This is a genomic window from Dorea acetigenes, assembly GCF_025567385.1.
Taxonomy (GTDB): domain Bacteria; phylum Bacillota; class Clostridia; order Lachnospirales; family Lachnospiraceae; genus Claveliimonas; species Claveliimonas acetigenes.
In genome coordinates, this window is record NZ_JAOQJU010000003.1 from 160,356 (window position 1) to 183,895 (window position 23,540).

Sequence of the window (23,540 nt, forward strand, 5' to 3'; positions counted from 1 at the left end):
TTAATGGATAAATTTCAGGGGAAGACATGACTCATACGAGTCATGCCTTCCCCTATTTAGAACTGTCTATTTCAGGACAGCCCCTTTTCCGCCAATTATGAACTTCCTATCTGTACCATGTATAATCGATATAGTTCTTGAACATCTGCGCCGCATGCGCACGTGGCGCGTATTCCTGCGGATTGATGGTCGTATCGCTCATACCTTTAGCAATGCCTTCGCTTACACACCATACAAGTGCGTCATAAGCATATTCAGAAATCTGATCCTTGTCAACATAACGGTCCATAAACTGCGGATAAGTTACAGTCATATCGACTCCCTTGCTCTTTGCATAACGGTACATCATGGTAAACATCTGCTCACGGGTAATCGGCTCTGCGACACCGAATCTGCCGCTTCCATCCGTATAACCGGTAGTAACGCCGTTCTCTTTCGCCCACGCCAGATATGGTGCATACCATCCGTCGGCGCTTGCATCTGTAAACCCGGAATCAACGCCTTCCCACTCTGTTACATCAATGCCTTCCATTCTCGCAAGAACGGTAACGAACATTTCACGTGTCATCAGGATTTGCGGTCCGAACAGATCATCTGTCATACCGGTCATAAGTCCCAGATCTGTCAGATAAGTAACTGCCTCATAGTACCAGTCATCTGTACGGCAGTCCGTATAATAAGAAGCTGCATAAGCCTCAAATACGACTCTAACATCCACAGCGCTTGCCGGCATGGTGAAACTCCACTTCTCCAGATAATCCACTCCTTCACTTACAAAGGATACCGGAACGGAGTTGCCCTCTGCGTCTACAACAGAAACTCTTTTTACGCGGTAACCGTCATCCGGATCAGCCGTAATAGTCATTCTGTCGCCCACCTGCGCGCTGTCAGCATTCATAGTAACCGTTCCATGGCCTTCCTCATATGCATTAACGGCATAAACAGTCACAGTGTTTGTAATTTTCTCCATTACCACAGAGATTTCTACATCATAGTTCGGCATGGTAAATGTATATTCACCGCCATTTTCCTGAACAGCCGGAGTAACTTCAATCTCGCCGCCGTCTACCAGGAGAGACTTCAGATACCATCCATCGTCCGGTGTAATTTCAAGAGTTACACTATCTTTGTAGTTGACATCAGCTGTTTTCGCATTGTGTCCGTTCAGTCTGACCGTTCCTTCTCCGGTTTTCTCAAGAACCGCCTCGTAAGTAACTGTCTTGTAGGTTGCCGTAACGGTTACATCCGCTGCCGGCATAGTAAATGTGTAATTGTTATCACTGATTCCGGTGAGCGCTGCCGATTTCTGCCCGTCCGCATAGGTTACGGTCAAATCATCCAGTGCATATCCCTGATTCGGCTTAACATTTACCTTAACAACATCTTCTACCTGTGCTGACTCTGCCGGGGTTGTCGTTACAGTTCCCTGTGTTTCGTCGCTGACAACAGTAATGCTATAATCATTTTTCTCAAATACTACTTCCACTTTTACGTCACAATTCGGCATCGTAAAGGTGTAATTTCCGCCTTCTGCACTGATCGCCGGACTTACTGCCACATCGCCTGTCTGTGCATCACCTGTTACCCGAATCGCTGCCAGATGCCATCCATCAGCCGGTACCGCTCCAATGGTAACCGTATCCAGATAATCTGCGTTCATGGTCTCTGTAAAGTAAGTATTCAGCGTCGCGTTTCCTTCACCTGTCTTCGTCAGTTTTGCAGTATAAGTAACTTCCGTAAATATAGCTGTTACCGTCACCGCCTTCGCCGGCATGGTAAAGGTAAATGCATTTTCGCCCACACCTGTAAAGATTACGCTCTGTGTACCATCATCATAAGTTACGGTAAGTTCTTTCAGGGCGTATCCTTTATTCGGTGTTACCGTCACATCAACCTGATCGTCAATCTGCGCCTGGCTGATAGCCTTACCATCCTTATCAAAAGTCTCAACCTTGCCCTGTACGGCGTCAAATACCTTTGTGATAGAATAGTCGATCTTCGCATATGTAACCTTATAAGTTACATCCTGTGCCGGCATCCGGAAGCTCAGAGTAACCGGTTCTCCTGCAGCCGTATTCATTGCCGGAGCCTCAGAATCTGTCTTAGCCACTGTAAAGCGGCTGTCCTCAGCAAAGTACTCTGCAACAATAGACTCTACATAGTAGCCTGCATTCGGAGTAGCAGTAATGGTTACTTCGTCATTGTATGCATAGCGGAAAGATGTCTGTGTGGAAACTGCTCCGTTGACAGCAATGCTTCCATCCGTTCCGCAATTTTCATCCTGTGTCAACGTATAAGCACTCTTTTTAAAGGTCACATTTACATATACAGGATAAGACTGTACTTCATGTACGCTTGCTTTATAAGTTGCCGGAATCTGGAAGCTGTATTCACCAGTCTTGTCATCTCCTACACTTCCTGTGTACTCAACAGATGTCAGATTACCATCTTTATCCATCGTCTTCACTTCCACCGCATCAATCTCATAGCCTTCCTCCGGCACTGCCGTGAATTCAATCCTATCATCATAATACTGGTTCCGTGTAAATTCCGGAGACGTCTGGTTTCCGCCGGACTGCACGGTTCCATTTTCCGTATCCAGGAATACTACATCCGTCTGATCATATACAAATTCTGCACGGATGACCGTATCCTTCACAATCACAAAGTCTGCATTGTCTGTGCTCGGCTCTGTCACCGGGGTTTCCACATCTGCAGATGTCCATCCGACAAAATGCTGTCCTACGGGTCCTGTCACCACATCCGCCACATGATATGCAACGTCGGCAGTTTCCTTATAAGTAACGCCTTCCATTGCGATTACAGTACTATCATAATTTACATAGGTTACTACATAATCCACCTTCTCAAAGGTTGCCGTCACAGTAACCGCCTCTGCAGGCATGGTGAAATAATAAGAACCTGTGCCGCTCTCGGATTCCGTATTGTTCTCCGTAAAGTCTACCTTAGCTCCCGAAACAGTCATTACCTCCAGCTTCACCAGCTTATAGCCATAATCCGGTGTTGTAGCAACATCAATGCGTTCGCCCACATTCGCTTTCTGAGCAGACAGCTCCACTGTTCCCGCTCCATTCACTGCCGTCTGAAGCGTATAGTCAATCTTGCCATACTCTACGGTTACTTTTACATCAGAAGACGGCGTCCTGAACGTAATCTCATGGCTGGTGTCTAATACATCTGTCTGCAGACCGCTCGTATAGCTTACCCCATTGCTGAAGTCATTTGCAGCCGTATCATCCAGTGCATAGGAGATACTCTTTACATAGTATCCCGCATCTGGTATTACGGTTACATTCACATCATCCTTATACGCAGAAGTAATTTGATTCTCAGTCAGGCCGTTCATCAGGATCGAACCATGATCTTCACCTTCTACTTCTTTCGTAATAGTGTACGTATCCTTCACAAAGTTTGCTGTCACCTTTACATCTTCTGCCGCCGGCATATTGAAATAATAGATACCATTATTCTCAGTAAGCTGGCAGCTCTGGGTTCCGTCTGCGTAAGTTACTTTTACGCTGTCAAATACCCATCCTCTGTAAGTCTTCACAACAAAGCTTACAAGATCGCCGGTCTGATACTGCGCATTTGCCGGATAATAGGTTCCATCCATATCCGGATCTTCAAACAGTTCCTTGCCATCTTCATCCAGAAGTGCCACGTAACCCTTGTTATCAACATTTTCCAGTTCTGCAGCCGTTCCCGGCTTTCCGGTAACCTGTGGATCATAGGTCGATGCATTGCTGTCGCTTACATTAACATTGTAATCATATGCCACGTAAGTAATATTTACGGTTACGTCAAACGGTACCATCGGGAAGGAATAGGTATTGGTATTGTAATCATAGCTGCCCTGGACAAAACTTAAATCTCCTGCTTTGTTGGTGTAAGAACCAACTACACTTGCCACCCGGTAGCCATTTACAGGTGTAATAGCGATTTCTACCGTACTTCCCTGTGCAACATCACGATTCGTCGTAGTATAACCGTTGATAGTGAAATCTCCCGCCTGCGGAATATTTTCTTCAACCTTAACATTATACGCTCTCGCTTCCGTATACACATTAATCACTACAGACTCTGCCGGCATCGTAAATGCATAGGTATAAAGATCGTTTCCAATCTGGTCTGTATCCTCTGCATCTTCCACCGTTCCTTTCGCGATCAGTGTCGGTACGACTACAAGGTCGCTGTTGCCGCCTGCGGAAGTAATGGTAATATCCGTAATCTTCCAATTATATTTTGCAGAAACCTGGAAGTATACCGTCTCTCCATTTTTCGCAGCCAGCGTATTTGCTCTGTTATTCAGAAAATCCACACTGTTGCTCATATCCTTGCCCTGATCGGCCTTCAGGATATAGAGATTGTCTGCCACTCCAGCGGATACCGTATTCTCCACACCTTCATAGACAGCCTGCAGATACAGATCTTCTTCTACCGTAATCGTCTCACCTGCCGCATAGCTTACATCACCGTCAGACATCAGAAGCTTCCATCCTGCAAATACATAACCTTCCGGTACTTCCGGCGCTGCCATTGCTTCTGTCGTCTCACCTGCTTTTACGGTTTCCTGCTTCAGCAAGGTATTGTCACTGTCAAGATAAGTTACGGTGTACTCACCCTGTACTGCCTGGGACTTAATGGTTACATTCTGTTCCGGCATGGTGAAGTGATATACTGCATCGCCATTGTCGTCAAGGACAATGCTTACCGGAATCATCGTTCCGTCTTTTGCCTCAACATAGACATTACCTACACTATAATTCTTATCGGTTGCTTTTACCGTAAATGTAACGTCTGTTCCAACCTTCGCTTCTGTCACATCACAGCTGATGGCCGTATTTTCACCGGCGCTTGTAGAAATCTGATATACCGTCTTCTTCGCAGACGCAACAATCTGTACGTCGGCTCCCGGCATGGTGAAGCTGTAGTTTCCATCTTCGTCCGGTATCAGGACTTTTATTTCCTTCGTTCCATTTTCCGTATAGGTAATATATACCGTATCTACCTCGTAATCTTCGTCAGCTTCTACTGTAAACTCTACAGATGCATTGTACTCTGCGGTCTGTGTTGCCGGAGTTACCGTACAATTGCTTCCTGCAGAAGTCACCTGGAAGCTCTGTTTCTCCCAGTTTGCTGTATAAACAGCGGATTTGGTAACTTCAAAAGTCTGACCTGCATTTACCGTATTGGAATCGTCCGCACTGTCAACCCAGTTTACCAGTGTATATCCCGTCTTCTCCGGTGCCGGAGCTGTCACGCTGTCGCCATGGGATACCGCTTCGTAGCCATATACCACACCAGTCGCCGCATCAACAAACTTCACCACATACTGGCTGCTTACCCACTGTGCAGTAAATGTTACATTATCTGTTACAGTATATTTAGCGCCTGCATTGTAGACCATATTGGTCTGGCTGCTCAGCCAGCCTGCGAACTCGCAGCCTGCCTTTTCCGGTGCTGCCGGAAGTACTGCCTGTTCTCCGTACTCAACTGTCTCAGCCGGATAATCCGGTGTTCCGCCGTCAAGTGCATAAGTTACAGTATATTCATCAGCTTTCCAGTATGCCTCGTATACAACCACATCGTCTGCATCCTCCGGTATCGAATAAGTATCTCCGGCTTTTACCTTGTTCTTGCCGCCGTTCCGGCTCCATCCTTCAAATGTCCTGCCGTCCATTACCGGATCCGGAGTTACAACTTCATTGCTGAAGCTTCCTTTGTCTACGATCTGGTAATCATAAAGCATACCATTGTTCATGAACTTCACAAGAACCTTCTCTGCCGGAATCTCTTCATATTCGACATGGACATTCACATCTCCTGCCGGCATAGTAAATGTATATACGCCCTCTGCATTTGTCGGAATAAGCACAATACCTTCTGCAATTCCATTGTCTGCCAAGTCGGCGCTTATGTTCTTCAGTACATAGCCATCCGGCGTATCAACCGTAAGTGTTACCGTAGAATTGTATGCCGCCTTGTCTGCTGTAGAAACTTCACTTCCGCACTCAGCCGGAGTAACGTCTACATTTACACTGTAAGACTTTGCATCTGCATCCAGTACAAACTCAAGATCTGAATCAATATTCGAAATCACTACGCCTGTGCCATAAGATACTCCGCCGTTTTTCCACAATGCATTGTCTGTATCATATCCTGTCAGTTCCGGGAATGCCGGAGTCGTAACCGCGTAACCATTCTCAACCGTTGCCAGATAAGAATAATAAATCTTGCCGTCCAGTCCCTTGAAGTTCACAAGATAAATCGGATCAACCTCCTGATATACCGGAGTCAGTTCAATGCTCTGTGTAATGGTATATGCCTGGCCCGGAAGCATCATCTGCCCGTCACTGGAAGCCCAGCAAATGAATTTGTCAGCATCAACCGGTTCTTCTACCGTATAGGAATCGCCGTATTTCACATCCACAATATTTCCGGAATCCGTATAGGTAACTGTCAGATCATTCGCCGTAAATTGTGCGTAGTAAGTAGCATCTCCTGTTGCAACCGCATCTGCTGCCATTGCATTGCCGCCCACTGCCGCATCGAACCATCCTGCGAAGGTATATCCATCCGTTGTCGGTTCCGGAGACGGAAGCGGGATTACCTCACCTTCTGCCACAGTCTTCTGATCCACCATTGTGCCATCGGCAAGTTTAAAGTCGATAGTATAAACCGGAATCTTCTTCAATGCCTTTGCTGAAATCTTCACATCTGCATCCGGCATCGTGAAGGTATATTCATTCAAGCCGGTTCTTACTGCTTCGACAGCCTTACCATCCGTCGTCGTCACCGTCACGTACGCCAGATCATAATTTTCATCCGTATCCGCCGTGAACTTCACCTGCTCACCGACAAGCGCCGTATCCACATCACAGGTAAGAGCCACTCCTTCCGGAGTATCCGTAAGAATCTTAAATTCCTTCGTATTCTCTACCCACTGTGCTTCGTATACAATCTCGTCTGCTGCGTCATCCGCAACCGCATATGCTGCGTTCGCCGCTAACTTCGTATTTCCGCCGTCAGCGCTCCATCCCTGGAATTCATATCCGGCACGTACCGGTTCTGCGGCCGGAGCCGTTCCCTGCGTACCTTTTGTCACAATCTGTAAATCATACAGCGCTCCATCCGATATGAACTTCACAATTGCTTTTTCTGCCGGAATTTCTTCATAATTTACCGTTACAGTCACATTTTCTGCAGGCATGGTAAACTGATACTCTTCTGCTGTCTTCGCCAGGCAGGAAATAACAGTTCCGGTGGTATCACCGACAACCGTTACATCTTTTACTGCATAGCCATCAGGAATCGTCAGTTTTGCGACCTTAATTTCGCCGAATTTTCCACGGTTCGCATCGACAGACACACCGCCCACATTCGGATTGACAACCGTTGTCACTTCATATTCTTCTGCCTCAAATTTTGCTTCGTAAGTAATATCCTTAGAAGCAGTTGTGTCAGAATTTAATTTGTCATCCCCGTTATACCAGCCCTCAAAAGTGCAGCCTTCTTTAGCCGGATCTGCCGGAGCCGTGATAACCGCGCCTTTTTCCACATATGCCACATCATAGAGACTTCCATCCGCCACATATTTAATAACGTAGTGATCCTGCGGAACCTTCTCAAATGTCGCCGTCACATGCACATTAAACGCAGGCATGGTAAAGGAATAATTTTCTCCTTCTTTGACAACCGCTACCGGAATCCCCTGATTTGCATCATCGGCATTCACAGCGGTAATTCCTCTCAGAATATATCCCTCTGGCACCGTCACATTCAACGCAACATTATCGCCATAAGCATAACTGACATCAACATCTGCCAGCTCCACCTTCGTACCGTCCGCCGTATCGCCTGCCGTCTCTAGCGTTACCTGATAGGTCTTTGCCGTATACTGCGCAGCATAGATCAGATCCTTCGTAACAGTATCATTATTCCGATACTCATAGCCTGTCTCTGTATCCACCCATCTGCCAGTTTCACTGCCTTCCTTCTCAGGAACCGCAGGTGGAGTTACTACAGCGCCATACTCATAAGTCTGTACATCATACAAGCTGCCGTCTACCATATACTTCACGGTATACTGATTCTGCTCAGTCTGCACTTCAACCGTCACATCCTGCGCCGGCATGGTGAAGGTATACTCCCCATCCTGTGAACCTGTCTCCGGCTGCAGAACGCTTCCATCCGCACATACAACCCGGATCCCTGCAAAAGTCTGTCCGTCCGGAAGACCTAAAACAGTAACCGTTACCGTATCGCCCGCCTGTGCGCTGGTTTTATCCACCGTCACATACGCTCCCTCAGTAACCATATATGCATTTGGAGAAAAGATTGCATAATAAGTGGTAGCGCTTGTTACTTCTGTCTTTTCAACATCAACAATCTTATCTGCATTTCCCTTTTCCGTGCTCCAGCCTTCAAACGTACATCCTTCTTTTACCGGATTCTCCGGCACGGACGGACTCCCGCCTGTCTGTACACTCTGCGTATCCCAGACTCCGTTATCGTCCGTCATAAATTTCACTTCATTACCCTTTTCACGTACGTTCGCTGTAATTATCACATTCTTGCCCGGCATAGTGAAGGAAAATACACAGCTATTGCCGGACGTCTCCGTCAGACTTGTCGGAACATAAACGCCGTCTTCCGTTACAGCAGCAGCTCCTGTCACTTCATATCCGTCAGCAGCAGCCAGGGTTACCTGTACATTATCCCCCGTCTTAGCTTGCGCCGGTACCGTTGAGTTTGCCGTATCAATATTCGCACTGTCTTTCAATTGAACATTATATTCCGATGCTTCCCACTGTGCGGTAACCACTAAATTACCGGAAATCGCCTGCAACACGTCATCTGTCACCGACCAGCCTGCGAAGGTATATCCGTCTCGCTGCGGTTCTGTCGGCTTCAGATCGGAAGCATCCGCCTGGCCCGTTGCAGGATCTGCTTCTGCAATACCGCTTGCCAGCACGCTTCCCGTACCGTCCTGGAATACAACAACATAGCTGCCATCGTATCCAAACACTTCTGAGAACGTCATATTGCCCTTCACTACAACCGTCTCTCCCGGAGCATAGGTATCCGTTCCATCAGACCATCCCAGGAATACCTTATCCTGCTCTGTCTTTGTCGTAGTTTCCGGCAGAACAATCTCAGCTCCGTAATCGGCCGCCTGCGTGTCGCCGCCAATCACTACGCTGTACGAAGTACGGTAATTGCCGCCAACAATCGTAATCCTGGTATCGGTATTAAAATTAGTTTCCCAGCCGTAGCCAAGTGTAAATTCCAACGTCTTGCCGGTATCATCATTCACTGTCGCCACAGCCATACCTGCATAGTCCCCTGCCTCGACAATTGCTGTAACAGAAGCCGCTCCGCCCCAGCCGGTCCAGTATGCAGTATTCCCATCCACATCTGTTACCGTATCCGGCATCGTCACCTGAAACTTATGAGACGAACTTCCGTCTGTAACGGTAAATCCGCTCGTTATTTTCTGCGGTTCTCCGTTGACATCGACCTGGACAGAATATTCTGCGTCAGAAGTCGACGCTTCGCTGACCAACGCCATCTGCGGAAGCAGGCTTACGACCATCAGCAGTGCAAGGAATCCACTCAAGAACTGACGTACTTTACGCTTCATCTTTGGTTTGCCTTTTTCGTAGATCATACATTACCTCCTTATTAAATTTTAGCAAAAATCTCAGCCGCCATCCGGCTACCATCGGAATAGCAGCTCAGCTTCTTTTTGATAGTACATTTCCGTTATATACGCAGAAGTGTGCTATCAAAAATATGATAGCACACCAAATTTTAGAAAAAAAGCTGTTGCTCCCGAACGGTAAATATTATACTCAAACGGTAAATTTACGTACTTAGGACTAGCCGTCACGCCAGCGACTTGGTACAATGAAAAACGGAAATATCATAAAATAAGAAATAAATTTGAGGTAGTACGAATGATGAAGTATCCGTTTTATATAGCTGTCTGTGATGACGAAGCGACAGACAGAGAGCAGATCAGGAAAATGACAGAAGAAGTGTGCCGGGCAGAAAAAATCCGGGCGGAAATCGTCTGCTATGGGACGGCAAAAGACCTTCTGGAAGAGATACAGAACGGGAAAGAGTATGCTATGCTTCTGTTAGATGTGCTGATGCCGGCACAGGATGGAATGGAACTGGCAAGAGTGCTGAGGGACAAAAAGGTTGAGACAGAGATCGTGTTTATTTCCTGCAACCGGGAGATGGCTCTGCAGGGATATGAAGTGGCCGCCGCAAGGTATCTGGCAAAACCGTTGGAAATGAAAAAACTTACAGAGGCAGTACGTTTCTGTTATGGGAAACTGCGAAACAGGAAAGAGATTCTTCTTCCGACGGATGGACACATACGAAAAATTGCGCCGAAAGATATTTATTATATTGAAATCATCGGAAGAAAAAGCAGAATCATGCAGGAAACACAGGAATGGGATACCAGTCTATCCATGAAGGAACTGGAGGAAATACTTTGGGGGCAGGGGTTTATCCGGTGCCATCAGAGTTTCCTCGTAAATTTCAGCCATGTAAAAAGTTTCCACACTTCTTCGATGGAACTTACGGATGGCCGGAGCGTTCCGGTCAGCAAGCACCGTGTCAAAGAAGTGCGGCAAGCTTTTTTTGATTATATGAAAAACTAAAATCATATCCAAAGGTTAAAACGGATCAGAAAGGAATCACTACCGTAATCCGGTAGAGACTTCCGGTCTGTTCCATGGAGAGCATATTATTTCCGAAACGCTTCATAATCTGGCGGATGATTTTCAGCCCATACCCATGTTCCGGTGTAAGTGTTTTTTTATGATCAGAAGTTTTATCCGGCACAGAATTTTCACAGGAAAAGACAAAGTGTTGTGCTTTACAATGGAAATCCAGCCGGATCAATGGTTTCCGGGAAATCGAAGCGGCGTTTATAGCATTGTCCAGAATATTCAGAATTAGGGAGCAGAGTTCCGGATCAGAAAGCGGCAGCTTTTTCGGTGCATCGCAGCGTTCAATTTCTGTTTCAATCCCTTTTGCCTTTGCCATGCCCAGTTTCCCGTTCAGCAGGATATTCAGCGTCTGGTTCCGACAGGATATAACAGGACGTATCTGTTCTGCCTGCCCGATCAGTTCCTCCAGATAACCGGGAACCTGTTCGGGATTATCTTTTATCATGGAACGCAGCAGCGTATAGTGTTTCACCGTATCATGGCGCAGCATCCTGACTTCTTCCGATTGCAGGCGCAGGTTCTCATAGCTTTCCAGTGCGAGACGGTTCTTAGAGGACAGCACTTCAAGTTCGGTGCGCCGTCTGGATAATTGCTCGATAAAATCAAAAAGCACTGCGGCAAGACCGGAAAGCAGGCACAGGTTCCACAGCAGGGTTAAAGCAAATTTAGGAAGGAGCATAATCACTTCCTGTCCCAGACGTGTAAACACACTGGCGGCATAGTCCGGCAAAATGGGGATGCTGACAGCAAGAAACAGCAGATAACCAATTATGAGAAACAGGGCAGTTTGAGCCATATGCCGGAAAAAAGGCATTCTCAGTTTCCAGAGGATAAATGTTCCGGTAAGCGCAGCCACCAGTGCAAGAAATCCTGTAATCTGTGGGAGATTCATAAAAAACACATATAAATCTCCATATTCCAGAAACTTTCCTGTCTGTATAGAAAAGGACAGCAGCACGCTGATCCACTCAAGGAGGGTAATTCCAGCAAACAGCAGGCGCAGCCGGGAGGCATACAGAGTAAGGAACAGCAGGAATGCCCCGACAGAAAAATGGAAGAACATATCTGTCGGATCAATGGGGAGCATACCAAAATACTGGTAAAAGAAATCCGCTTTTGATAAAACGATGCACATCCGGAACAGGACAGCAAGGGCAAATATAAGAGGCTTTGGCAGAAAGATCCCCTGTGAAGCATTCCAGATAAACACTGCAAGCAGGAAAAGGAGCAGAGAAAACAGCAGCACAGCAGGAATCATGGTACGGGCACTTGATGCGATCAGACCACTTTCATAAGCGTATCCACAGTACAGGGTTACTTCACAGGGGTAAACTGTTCCATCATCTACCTGCTTTTCTGAAGCGGCTGTGGATTGTGCGATGGTCAGTGTTTTTCCCCCCCCGATAATCCGGAGGCAGGGAGACAGTAACGGGTTCCGCCCGGTCATACTCCAACATGGGAAGTGTAAGGTATCCGATCCGGTTATCCAGTTCAGGGCAGTCAGTGTAGATCATTTCCCCGTCAAGAAAAACGCTGATCGTCCGGTTGACGACGCCTATTTTCAACATAGGGCTGTCGGATTCTTCTGTTAGTTCTTTTGAATAATAAAAAGTCTGCCCGGAATAAGAAAGTCCGGAATATCCTCCGGTACCATCTGAAACCAGCTCCGTCTTCTTGCCCGCTTCTTCGGTATAAACAACCCATCCGTCTCCGCCATTCCAGTATTCTTCACCATCATCAGCAAACCGGAACAGTTCGTAGGACACATCTGCCATCGGCTGTGTGTAGTAAAAGACCGCAAAAGTGGCGGGGATACAAAGCAGGACAGCGAGAAATACTGCAGCAATCAATTTCGGTAATTGTTTCATAATAATCCCCCATTCGTTCATCTGTTTCTAGTGTAACAAGCAGATTTGCCGGATGTCAATGGATACGCGGAAATTCGGATTGCCCAGTTTTGTCGCTTTTTTGCCCAGCTTTGCAGAAGTGCTGAAAAAGAGAAAAAATTTTGTTATACTGCAACAAAATAGTGGGAAAGAGATATGATAGATAACGAGGTGATCTTTTATGAATATTGCTATTATTGAAGATTCTAAAGCCGATAGCGCTGTTCTTCTTGCACTTTTGGATCAATTCTTTGCAAAATATGATTTCACACCCGGAATAGATACTTACGGGGATGCCGAAAACTTCCTTACTGCGTTTGAGCCGGGAAAATATGATCTGTGCTTTATGGATATTCATCTGCCGGGGATGAACGGCATGGACGCTGCCCGGCAGATTTATAAAAAGGACAGCAACTTAAAAATTATTTTTCTGACCTGTACGAATCAATATATGGCCGACGGCTACTGCGTAAGGGCTCTGCGATATCTGCTGAAGCCTATATCTATGGTTCAGCTCAATGATTTTCTGCCGGAATATATCGAAGACTTCACTCAAAAGACAAGGCGTTTAACCGTTCAAATTTACCGAAAAGATTACGAAATCTCTTTTTCAAAAATCTACTATATAAAGTCATCTGTTAAAACAGAAATCCATTTAAAGGATAATGTCTATCTGTCCACTGCCAGGAAAAGCTTTTCCGATATAGTTGCGCCGCTTCTTACGGATTCCCGTTTTATTACCTGCAGCCGGGGAATTGTTGTAAACATGTCGCATGTCGTAAAAATTACCCAAGATTGTTTTCTGATGACAAATGGCGCATTTGTTCCAATCAGCCGAAGACGTTTTCAATCCGTAAGAAACAGTTTTATAAACTTTCAATTGAAATTTTACTCATAGATGCCATTAATTGTCACGTCGAATACCGCTTCTTTTCCATTCAATTCTTCTACGCCATAATCCTCCGGAAACGTAACGGTAACCTGCACATTCTCTCCCACATTATGGCCAACAAGCTGCTCTTCAAAATCATCAATATAGGTTCCCGAGCCAATCGTCAGATCCGCCCCATTCCCATCGGTGCTTCCGCCGTCAAATGCCACGTCATCCACGTAACCCGTATAATCAATATTTACCGTATCTCCATCGGCAACCGTAAGGCTTGTATCTGTATTGTAGCTAGCAGATGCACTATCCCCGGCAGCATCATCCGATTTTGTACTCTGGAATATAACACCCCCTGCAATACACGCAACAACAAGGACTGCCGCCCCGGAAATAATCCATTTCTTCAGCGAAGGTTTCTTCTCTTTCCTTCCCTTTCCCGATGCCAGCCGACTCAGATACCGAACCGCTTCCCGATCCTTCTTACGCTTTAACTCACCCGTCCGGTTATTGGTATAGCGAATGCTGCCGATACGCTTTTCCAGCGCGTCGACCGCCGACTTTCCATCACTTCCCTTCACCCCGGGATCAAACCCCTTTGCCGCAAGGGCGTCCATAGCCTCTATACTTCGATCCGACAGCGCCGCTTCCACCCAAAACGCCACCTTGCAATCCTCATGCAAATATTTATCCGGGATTTTATCAATCAAAGAAAACAGCTCCAGGGAACAGGTTACCAGCTTAGGATATTTGCTTACCGCTTTCCCCTGCTGAATCAGATACTGGAGCATGTTTCTATTTTCCACTGTACAGGCAATCTCAAACAAACGCTCGCAATCAGCTTCCTCTTTGCAATCAATTCTCTTCAGATACTTTGTCATCAGGAAGGATACAAAAACTCTCTGATTCCGGTTCTCCAGGTCAAGCTCCAGCATTCCCACTGTAAACTTCCCTGTTATCTTAAAAAGCTGTTCTGCAATCCGCCTGTCGCACAAAGCCAGGATGCTTCTGTAAACATCCATTTTATCTTTTTCCTCAATTTGCTGTAAAATACCGCCGTTCAGCATCGCACGTACATTATCCCGCCTATAATGTTTCAGATCCTGCATAAAATTCTCAACGGTAATCTCTAACTCCTGTTTTTCCTTATTCTTCTTCATCGGCATCCTCCAAATTTCCATTTTTAAACATCATAATGAAAATTTGTGTTTTTTCCGTCGATAAAATGTGATTATTCTGTGACCTTTTCGTCAATTGGTATCCAAATCTCCAATTAACTGTTATACTGAAACCGGAGGTGATAGAATGGAAAAATTTGATTTTTTATCAGCATACAACCTGACAGACAACGACCTGATGGCAGCCGGGATTACATGGGACGAACTGGATGCCATTTTAAAAGAATATCAAAAAACCGAAGAACTCCTGCGGGGAATCGGAAAGGATTTCATCAACGATTATCTATACGATATTGACAAAGCCGGGATTCATTCCTACCGCTACCGTACCAAAGAACCCGGTCATTTACTGGAGAAAATTATCCGCAAACGTACGGAAAACCCAGACAGGTTCGCCGGTCTGGATCATACAAATTATTATAAATATATCACAGATTTAATCGGTATCCGTGTATTCTTTCTGTACCGGGAGGACTGGATTCACTTTCATCGCTACATTACACGGACATTTGAAAACAATCCTGACATCTATGTAGAAGACAGGCTGGCAGATTTTGACAACGATACCGCTCACTACTATATTGCCGAACGGCCGAAAGTATACAAGCGCTCCGGTGACAGCCGCATCTATGATGAAAAAGAAATCGATATCATTGCCGGAGGCATCTACCGTTCTCTTCATTATATTATAAAGTATAAAGGATACTATGTGGAAATTCAGGGCAGAACCCTCTTTGAAGAGGGATGGAGCGAGATTGACCACGACATTGTCTATCCTTATTATAAAGATGATGAAATGTTGAAAGATTTCTCTAAATTGCTGAACCGGCTCTCCGGTATGGCAGACGAGATGAGCTCTTATTTCCGTAGAATGAAGCAGGATCTGAACGATAGGAATTCTAAATAAACCATGTATTTATATCGGAATTATCAATTATATTAATCTCCGGAAGAATGTTATAATAAACCATAGCCAATGCCCTCAGTTTTCAAAAGCAAGCGTCTTTGCAGACTGAGGGCATTTCAGGCAACACTATAGATAATTTCTATCGTTTACACGATCCGTTTCCCATCTTTTATCACCAGCTTCAGCTCCAGCTCCTTATCAAGCAGCACAACATTGGCATGCTTCCCTTCCGTGATAGAACCATAGCGGTCATACACTCCCAGGCTCCTGGCCGGATTCATCGTAGCACAGGCAACTGCCGTCTCCAGCGGAATCCCCATTTCTTTTACCACCGTCCTCATGCAGTCTGTCAGGTTTGTGGCAGAGCCGGCTAGCGCCCCGTCAGACACCAGCGTCGCCCGGTTCCCTACAACATTTACCGCAAGACCCCCCAGAGTATACTGCCCATCCGGCATTCCTGTTGCGCGCATACTGTCGCTGATTAAAATCATCCGGTCTTCTCCCAGCATCTTAAAGGTGGCTCTTACTACTGCCGGATGGATGTGCACGCCATCACAGATCATCTCTGCCATTACATGTCCGCTATCTGACACAGCGCCCACTACCCCCGGTTCTCTGTGGGTAAATGCCGGCATGGCATTGTACAGATGCACCGCATGGCAGGCGCCGGCATCAAACGCCGCCTTCGCCGTATCATAATCTGCATTGGTATGTGCAAGAGAGATCTGAACCTTTCCCTTCATCGCTTCTATAAATTCCCGGAATCCGTCATTTTGCTCCGGCGCAATTCCAATAAACTTCACCAGCCCCTCCGATGCCTCCAGGAAACGCTCTGCGATTTCCTGATCACAGGAAATAATATTTCTGGCGTCCTGCGCTCCTTTCTTCTCGGAACTGATAAAGGGTCCTTCCATATTAATACCAATCAGATCGGCCCTTTCCGACACTTGCTCTTTCTTATATTCTGCCGCAGTTTTCAGAATCGCTTCCAATTCATCCACCGGAAGCGTCATGGTCGCCGGAGCAATCGCCGTAACACCGACAGACGCCTCGTATTCAGCGATCCTGGCAATTGCCTCCTTCGTACCATCGCAGAAATCGTCCCCCTTGCATCCGTGGAAATGAAGATCAATCAATCCCGGAATAGCATAGCATCCTTCTCCGTCTATCATTTCCTCCGCTTCCATTCCTTCCGGCGCACTGGTAAATATACCGTCCCGGATATAGATTTCTCCATCTTCAAACCGCTTATCCTCTGTATATACTTTTACATTCTTAATAATCATCCTGTTTCCTCCCACTATTTATGAGCCTCCGCTATTCTATCATGCTGCGGTGCGTCTTCCTGCCTTCTTCCAGCGCCCGGAGGGTGCTGTCATGCAGCGTCTCTTTCTCGTACTTGTCCTGCTCCACATAATAAGAATAAATAATGTCCAGCATCACCAAAACCGGAAATTGTGGTGAAATTACATTTCCATGATTCAGATGCTGAAGCGACGGCAGCAAAATAACTTCCGTACAATATCTGGCAAATTCATCCCGGTTACTGGCAGTAAGCAGGATTGTTCTCGCCCCTCTGTGAAATGCTTCCTTCAGAAGAAAAAGCACGCCCTCTGTCTCTCCGCTGATGCTAATGCCGAATACCAGACTCCTTTTATCCTGAAATACCGCCTGCATACGCATCAGATCCGAATCAACGATAGAATCAATGTCCACACCAACGCGCATAAACCGAAGCTCCATCTCACTCGCCGCAAATCCGGAGCTTCCCTTTCCACACACAAATACCCGTTCGCTCTGGCTGAGAAACCGACATATTCTGGCAATCTGAGCTTCATCCACCAGACTGTAAGTCTTATTCAGAAGTTCCTGATAAGCATTCAGAACCATTCTGGTATTTCCTGTAATGGATTCTTGTTTTTCCACGAAAGTTTCTTCATATTGATATACAAATTCCCGGTAGCCACGATAGCCGCATTTCTTTGCAAAGCGAGAAAGGGACGCTTCTGACACATACAGACGTTCTGCCACCGCCTTTGCCGAAAAATCAACTTTTTTTCGGTTATGGATAAAGAAATCCGCGATATTTTTCTCTACCGTTGTGAATTTATCATAATTAGATTCTATCATCGGCACTACAGATTTTACATAATATTCCATAATTACCTCTTTCCTTACGATTCCGGATGGAGTTCTTTAAAATGGTAAAACGCTCCCAGCATCCCCGCATCATTTTTATGTTTTGCAAATGCGATCCGGGTCTTCTCAGCAATGCCGGATACCAGATATTTTCCCACTGCCCGGGTAATCCGCTCCCTCAAAAATTCTTCCTGCGCCATAATTCCGCCGCCCAGCACAACCACTTCCGGATTAATCACATAACAAATATTCGCAATCCCTCTGCCAAGAACCTCCGTCATCTCGTCAATTGCCTGACAGCACACGCTGTCTCCTTTTTTTGCCTCCTCAAATATCCGGAATCCATTCCAATCTTCTTCAGGCTCTTCCTTCCGCAGGGCCACCTTTTTCGTCAGGGTGCTTGCCGCTCCCAGAGTCTGGAAATCACTGTCCCCCATTTTCATATAGCCCACCTCACAGGCGCTGCCGCTGTATCCATGGAACACCTTACCGTCTATTACAATACATCCGCCGATTCCCGTACCGACAGTCAGCATCACTGCAGCACAGCTCCCTTTAGAAGCTCCCGACATATACTCTGCAAGCCCCGCGCAGTTCACATCATTTTCCACCTCGCAGGGAAGGCCAAAACGCTCTTCCATCGTCTCCTTGAACTTCGTCCCTGCATAATGAGGGATTAGCGGCGACGAATAAAAGATTTCTCCCTTTCGGGTATCTACCATCCCGGCTGTAGAAATACAGATTCCGCCGATCCGATATGTCCCCGCCAGCTTTTCCACAATCCCCAATGCCTTCTCAAGAATTGCCGGACCGCCCTTGTATGCCTCCGTTGCCATCTCGCTGCGGCACAGAATTGTTCCATCCTCTCTGACAACGCCGTATTTGATTGCTGTTCCCCCAATGTCTATACTGATATATTCTTTCATAACCGTACCTCTTTAATTATTATATTCAAAAATGCTGCAGCGCACAAGGCTCTCTGGGCAACAAAAAGGCAATCCGGAACTCCGGGCTGCCTCCTTGCATACGCTCAAATACGTACTTTAAAAATCGCCTTTTTAATTTTCTCCGGTTCCTCCACGGCTACCGCAGTACGATGCCCGTCGCTCGGATAACAGATCAGGAAATCCCCGTCCCGCAAAACCACTGAACTATTCTTCTCTCCATCCATAGGCAGGAAATCATCCTTCTCCACAAATTCTTTTACGTCCATATTCTGTATAAAATTCAGGTCAATCTGTTCCGTCCCGTGAAGCATTACATGGACATCCAGATACTTCCTGTGCGCCTCCCAGAACCGCTCTTTCGCCGCTGTAGTCGTATATTCTACAATATTTACAAAGAGCCTTTCTCCATCAATCTCGTGACTCCCTTTTTCAAAGGAAGCCAGATTATGCTCTTTTGCATATTCAAAACATTCTTTCACCTGTTCCTCCAGGAACGGGAATTCTTCCAGATTATTGATATTTCCAAATATCATCTCTTCTATCTCCTTTTTTGACAGGCTGCTTAATTTTTATAGATCGTCGTATATTCTGCAGGCACAGAAGTATCTCCCTTTACCTTTCTCCAGATATAGCTTGCTGGTACTCCTACTACCAGAGATACCACAATAGAGATAATGGAGTAAGACCAAATTGAGACATCCTCAGCAGGCACAAAGTATTTGATATATACCATCACTGCTGATGCTGCGATAAATGCAAGGGTTGTACCAAATGTATTGGCAACCTTCGTAAATGCTCCCAGAATAAAGGAACCAATCAGAATACCCAGCACCAGTCCCATAAATCCGTTAAACCACTCATACGCAGATTTCACGCCTCCATTCGCCAGCACCATTGCCACGATAATTGCAAAGATACCGACAATCAGAGATACATACTGTCCGATCTTCGTCTGTTTCTCAAAGCTTAATTCTTTCTTAGAAAGACGCTCCTGGATATCCAGCGTCCAGCTGGAAGCCACAGAATTAAGACCGGTGGAAAGCGTAGACTGCGCCGCTGCATAAATAGCCGCCAGAAGAAGCCCTGTTATACCAACCGGAAGTTCAAATGCAATATAGGAAGCAAAAATCTGATCCTGCGCTGCTGCCGGCGGAAGCGCATTCTGCTGATAGAACACGTATAATCCTGTACCGATTAAATAGAAAACAGTTGCAATGAAAATGGATAATGCACCATTTGTCAACATCATTTTATTCAGTTTTTTCGTATCTGTAGTAGTTGTAAAACGCTGTACAATATCTTGGCTTGACACATAAGATCCCATCGTATTGAAGCCTGCGCCAACAATCATAATAAATACACTGTCTTTCAGGATATTCGGATTAAAAATCGGCTGATCTGCTGCAAGGAACTTGTGCTCTGCCGTAAATGCATGGAAGATTGCCCCAATTCCGCCATCCAGATGCGCCAGCAAGAAAAACAAAGCAAAGGTAACACCAATCAGTAAAACAGAACCCTGAATAAAATCGGTCCAAAGCACGGACTTTAATCCGCCTGTATAAGAATAAATAATCGCAATCACACCCATGATAATAATCAGCAAATTAACGCTGATTCCTGTCAGGCTTCCCAAAACCATACAAGGCAGATACATGATGATGGACATACGCCCAATCTGGTAAATAATGAACATAACCGCCCCAAGGACACGAAGTCCCTTACTTCCGAACCGCAGCTCCAGATAATGATATGCAGTATCAATATCCAGCTTACTATAAATCGGCAGGAAGAAACGAATGGTAAGAGGAATCGCAAGCAGCATTCCAAGCTGTGCAAACCACATAATCCATGTCCCCGCATAGGAGTTCCCTGCCAATGACAGGAAGGAAATGGGACTCAGCAGCGTAGCAAAAATAGACACAGAGGTCACCCACCACGGAATCGTTCCATCACCTTTAAAATATTCTTTTCCTTTCATCTCTTTTTTAGCGAAATGAAGTCCTGCAAAAAGCACTGCCGCCAAATAAACAATCAAAATAATCAAATCAATAATCGTAAACCCCTGCATGTTTCCTCCCTCTAAAAGCCTTCTTTTGCTTTTGCATCACGAATCATCCGGGCAGCTTCTTCTACGATTGCCATATCACTCTCTGTCAGAGATGGCAGCGGCTTTCTTACTCCGCCAAGATCCAGCCCTTCATTTATCTTAAGAATTGCCTTAATCACTGCATACATATTGCCATGCGCAGAACACATTTTGTAAATAATCTCATCTATAGCATACTGAAGATTCCTTGCCGCATCCATATCGCCTGCTTTTACATACGCATCCAGTTTCAGGAATAATTCCGGCATAACTCCATACGTTCCGCCGATTCCCCCTTCTGCGCCAATGACACGACCGCTCATAAACTGTTCATCCGGTCCGTTGAAAATGATATAATCCTCTCCCGCAGCCTGTTTGAACATCTGAATATCCTGCACCGGCATCGATGAATTCTTAACTCCGATAACCCTTGGATTCTTCCGCATTTCTTCAAATAATCCCATTGTCAGCGCCACACCTGCAAGCTGTGGGATATTATAGATTACAAAGTCTGTATTCGGCGCCGCGGCACTGATATCATTCCAATACTGAGCAATCGCATACTCCGGAAGCCGGAAATAAATCGGAGGGATTGCTGCAATCGCATCAACACCCAGACTTTCTGCATGCCTTGCAAGCTCCACACTGTCTTTTGTATTGTTACATGCAACGTGAGCGATCACCGTAAGCTTTCCTTCAGCCGCCTTCATTACATTTTCCAGCACTACCTTTCTATCCTCTACACTCTGGTAAATGCATTCTCCTGAAGAGCCATTGACATATACGCCCTTCACACCTTTGTCCACAAAATATCTTGTCAAAGCCTGTACGCCTTCTGGACTGATATTTCCCTCTGCGTCATAACAAGCATAAAACGCAGGAATGACTCCTTTGTACTTGTCTAAATTTCTCATGTTCTCTTTCTCCTTTTCCCTTTCATGAATCCTTTGATTGATTTACAGTTACTTATGTTAAAATATTTAGTCCAATGCCTCGGCAAATGCTTTCGTAATCAACTGTGGTCTTGTAATAATGGAGCCAACCACCACACTGAATGCTCCCAGTTCAATCACACGCTTTGCCTTCTCCGGTGTATTGATATTTCCCTCTGCAATCACCCGGTTCTTTACTTGCGCAACAATCTTGCGCAGGATTTCAAAATCATTCTCTTCAATCCTGTCGCCTTTGCTCTGTTCGGTATATCCAACCATTGTAGTTCCGATAAAATCAAATCCCAGCTCATCTGCATGCAGCGCTTCTTCCACCGTAGAACAGTCCGCCATAAAAAGCTGTTCCGGGTACCGCTCCTTCACTTCCCGGAAGAATTCATCCAGGCTTTTCCCGCCAGGTCTTTTGGAAATGGTTGCATCCATAGCAATAATTTCCGGTTTTACCTCCATTAACTCCTCAATTTCCTTCATAGTCGGAGTAATATAAATGCAGCTGTCGTCATAATCTCTTTTTACAATTCCAATAATCGGGAGATCCACTTGGGATTGGATTTCCTGAATATCTTCCTTTGTATTCGCACGTATTCCGTATGCGCCACCCATCTTTGCCGCCAGCGCCATCCTTCCCATAATAAAAGAGGAATGCAGCGGTTCATGTGGCAATGCCTGACAAGATACAATCAACTTTCCTTTCAATTGCTCTACTCTCTCATTCATCTTCGTCATATTCTGACCTCCTTTGCTTTTCGCTCCTTAATTCTGAACCCAGTATAGCCATTGGTGAATTTAATTTCAATACCATATCTTCATCCTGAAAATTCTTTCAACCTTTTCAAAATTTTTACGCGTTTTTTACAGTTTTTTTATTCTTTTTTGGTTGTTTTGCACAACTCCATGTCGTTACTTTCTAAGTATGAAAGTAGATTCCATCGATATAAACTCTATTGAAACAAATAGGATTATGGTATATTTTAAAAACAACAGAAGCACTACTATTACTATTTATTTTCAATTTAGAAAGGAAACATACATTATGATTATCTACAGAGCAAAGAATTATCAAGACATGAGCCGCAAAGCAGCAAATATTATTTCCGCACAAATTATCATGAAACCGGATTGTGTACTCGGTCTGGCAACCGGTTCCTCTCCGGTGGGAACCTACCAGCAGTTGATTGAATGGTATAAAAAAGGAGATCTGGATTTCTCTCATGTTACAAGTATCAATCTGGATGAATATAAAGGATTAGGACCTGATAACTGCCAGAGCTATCGTTATTTTATGAATACGAATCTGTTCGATCACGTAAATATTGATAAAAACCGGACCTTTGTGCCGAATGGGCTGGAAATGGATTCTGAGAAAGCCTGCAGCGATTACAATCAAATCATTGCAAGAGAAGGCGGCATCGACCTGCAGCTTCTGGGACTTGGACACAACGGCCACATCGGCTTCAACGAACCGGGCGCCGCATTTGAAAAAGAAACGCACTGCATCGACCTGACAGAAAGCACCATTGAAGCAAACAAACGCTTCTTCGCTTCCGAAGAGGACGTTCCAAAGCAGGCTTACACCATGGGTATCAAAAGTATCATGCAGGCAAGAAAAATCCTGGTAATTATCAGCGGGGAGAGCAAAGCAGATATTTTAAAAGAAATCCTCTACGGACCAATCACTCCGGCAATTCCGGCTTCGATTCTTCAGCTTCACAACGACGTAACGATTGTCGCCGACGAAGCAGCTCTCAGCAAATTGCCCGAATAATAAATATTTCCTGGTAAAAAAACAGGGGCG

At 45.6% G+C, this 23,540-nt stretch carries 15 protein-coding genes; 4 read left to right on the top strand and 11 right to left on the bottom strand.

Going from position 1 to position 23,540, the window contains the following annotated elements; genetic code table 11:
• Positions 1-106: 106 nt before the first annotated feature.
• Positions 107-9,691 (bottom strand): InlB B-repeat-containing protein, encoded by a 9,585-nt coding sequence (locus tag OCV99_RS05180; protein WP_158368874.1) that lies wholly within the window; start codon positions 9,689-9,691, stop codon positions 107-109.
• Positions 9,692-9,980: 289 nt separating this feature from the next.
• Here OCV99_RS05180 and OCV99_RS05185 point away from each other — a divergent pair, with 289 nt between their 5' ends.
• Positions 9,981-10,697 carry a LytR/AlgR family response regulator transcription factor gene (locus tag OCV99_RS05185; RefSeq protein ID WP_158368876.1) on the top strand — a complete coding sequence of 239 codons (717 nt, stop codon included), beginning with the start codon at positions 9,981-9,983 and terminating at the stop codon, positions 10,695-10,697.
• Between the two features lie 25 nt (positions 10,698-10,722).
• On the opposite strand, the gene OCV99_RS05190 is transcribed toward OCV99_RS05185, so the two are convergent.
• Positions 10,723-12,216, bottom strand: coding sequence for a sensor histidine kinase (locus OCV99_RS05190; protein WP_158368878.1), 1,494 nt, complete (start codon positions 12,214-12,216; stop codon positions 10,723-10,725).
• Positions 12,110-12,637, bottom strand: coding sequence for a hypothetical protein (locus OCV99_RS05195; RefSeq protein ID WP_158368880.1), 528 nt, complete (start codon positions 12,635-12,637; stop codon positions 12,110-12,112). The genes OCV99_RS05190 and OCV99_RS05195 overlap by 107 nt, the downstream gene beginning before the upstream one ends.
• A gap of 199 nt (positions 12,638-12,836) precedes the next feature.
• Between OCV99_RS05195 and OCV99_RS05200 the strand changes: the two genes are divergently transcribed.
• Entirely contained in the window at positions 12,837-13,553 is a 717-nt protein-coding gene (locus tag OCV99_RS05200; protein WP_158368882.1) for a LytR/AlgR family response regulator transcription factor, read from the top strand.
• Here OCV99_RS05200 and OCV99_RS05205 read toward each other — a convergent pair.
• Positions 13,544-14,698 (bottom strand): FKBP-type peptidyl-prolyl cis-trans isomerase, encoded by a 1,155-nt coding sequence (locus tag OCV99_RS05205; protein WP_262574947.1) that lies wholly within the window; start codon positions 14,696-14,698, stop codon positions 13,544-13,546. The genes OCV99_RS05200 and OCV99_RS05205 overlap by 10 nt on opposite strands.
• A 145-nt stretch (positions 14,699-14,843) precedes the next feature.
• Here OCV99_RS05205 and OCV99_RS05210 point away from each other — a divergent pair, with 145 nt between their 5' ends.
• A complete protein-coding gene (locus tag OCV99_RS05210; protein ID WP_158368886.1) occupies positions 14,844-15,623 on the top strand; it encodes a GTP pyrophosphokinase in 780 nt (259 codons plus the stop codon).
• Positions 15,624-15,769: 146 nt separating this feature from the next.
• On the opposite strand, the gene nagA is transcribed toward OCV99_RS05210, so the two are convergent.
• From nagA to OCV99_RS05245, 7 genes are all read right to left on the bottom strand, one after another.
• Positions 15,770-16,909, bottom strand: coding sequence for an N-acetylglucosamine-6-phosphate deacetylase (nagA, locus tag OCV99_RS05215; protein ID WP_158368888.1), 1,140 nt, complete (start codon positions 16,907-16,909; stop codon positions 15,770-15,772).
• A 31-nt stretch (positions 16,910-16,940) separates the two neighbouring features.
• The gene (locus tag OCV99_RS05220) at positions 16,941-17,783 is read right to left on the bottom strand and encodes a MurR/RpiR family transcriptional regulator (RefSeq protein WP_158368890.1); all 843 of its coding nucleotides are present in this window, start codon (positions 17,781-17,783) and stop codon (positions 16,941-16,943) included.
• Positions 17,784-17,797: 14 nt separating this feature from the next.
• The gene (locus OCV99_RS05225) at positions 17,798-18,688 is read right to left on the bottom strand and encodes an ROK family protein (protein WP_158368892.1); all 891 of its coding nucleotides are present in this window, start codon (positions 18,686-18,688) and stop codon (positions 17,798-17,800) included.
• Between the two features lie 104 nt (positions 18,689-18,792).
• Positions 18,793-19,242 carry a NanQ anomerase/TabA/YiaL family protein gene (locus tag OCV99_RS05230; protein WP_158368894.1) on the bottom strand — a complete coding sequence of 150 codons (450 nt, stop codon included), beginning with the start codon at positions 19,240-19,242 and terminating at the stop codon, positions 18,793-18,795.
• A gap of 29 nt (positions 19,243-19,271) precedes the next feature.
• The gene (locus OCV99_RS05235; protein WP_158368896.1) at positions 19,272-20,777 is read right to left on the bottom strand and encodes a sodium:solute symporter family protein; all 1,506 of its coding nucleotides are present in this window, start codon (positions 20,775-20,777) and stop codon (positions 19,272-19,274) included.
• 11 nt (positions 20,778-20,788) lie between these two features.
• Entirely contained in the window at positions 20,789-21,709 is a 921-nt protein-coding gene (locus OCV99_RS05240; protein ID WP_158368898.1) for a dihydrodipicolinate synthase family protein, read from the bottom strand.
• 66 nt (positions 21,710-21,775) lie between these two features.
• Entirely contained in the window at positions 21,776-22,462 is a 687-nt protein-coding gene (locus OCV99_RS05245; RefSeq protein ID WP_158369000.1) for an N-acetylmannosamine-6-phosphate 2-epimerase, read from the bottom strand.
• A 316-nt stretch (positions 22,463-22,778) separates the two neighbouring features.
• Here OCV99_RS05245 and nagB point away from each other — a divergent pair, with 316 nt between their 5' ends.
• Entirely contained in the window at positions 22,779-23,510 is a 732-nt protein-coding gene (gene nagB / locus OCV99_RS05250; RefSeq protein WP_158368900.1) for a glucosamine-6-phosphate deaminase, read from the top strand.
• Positions 23,511-23,540: the final 30 nt, after the last annotated feature.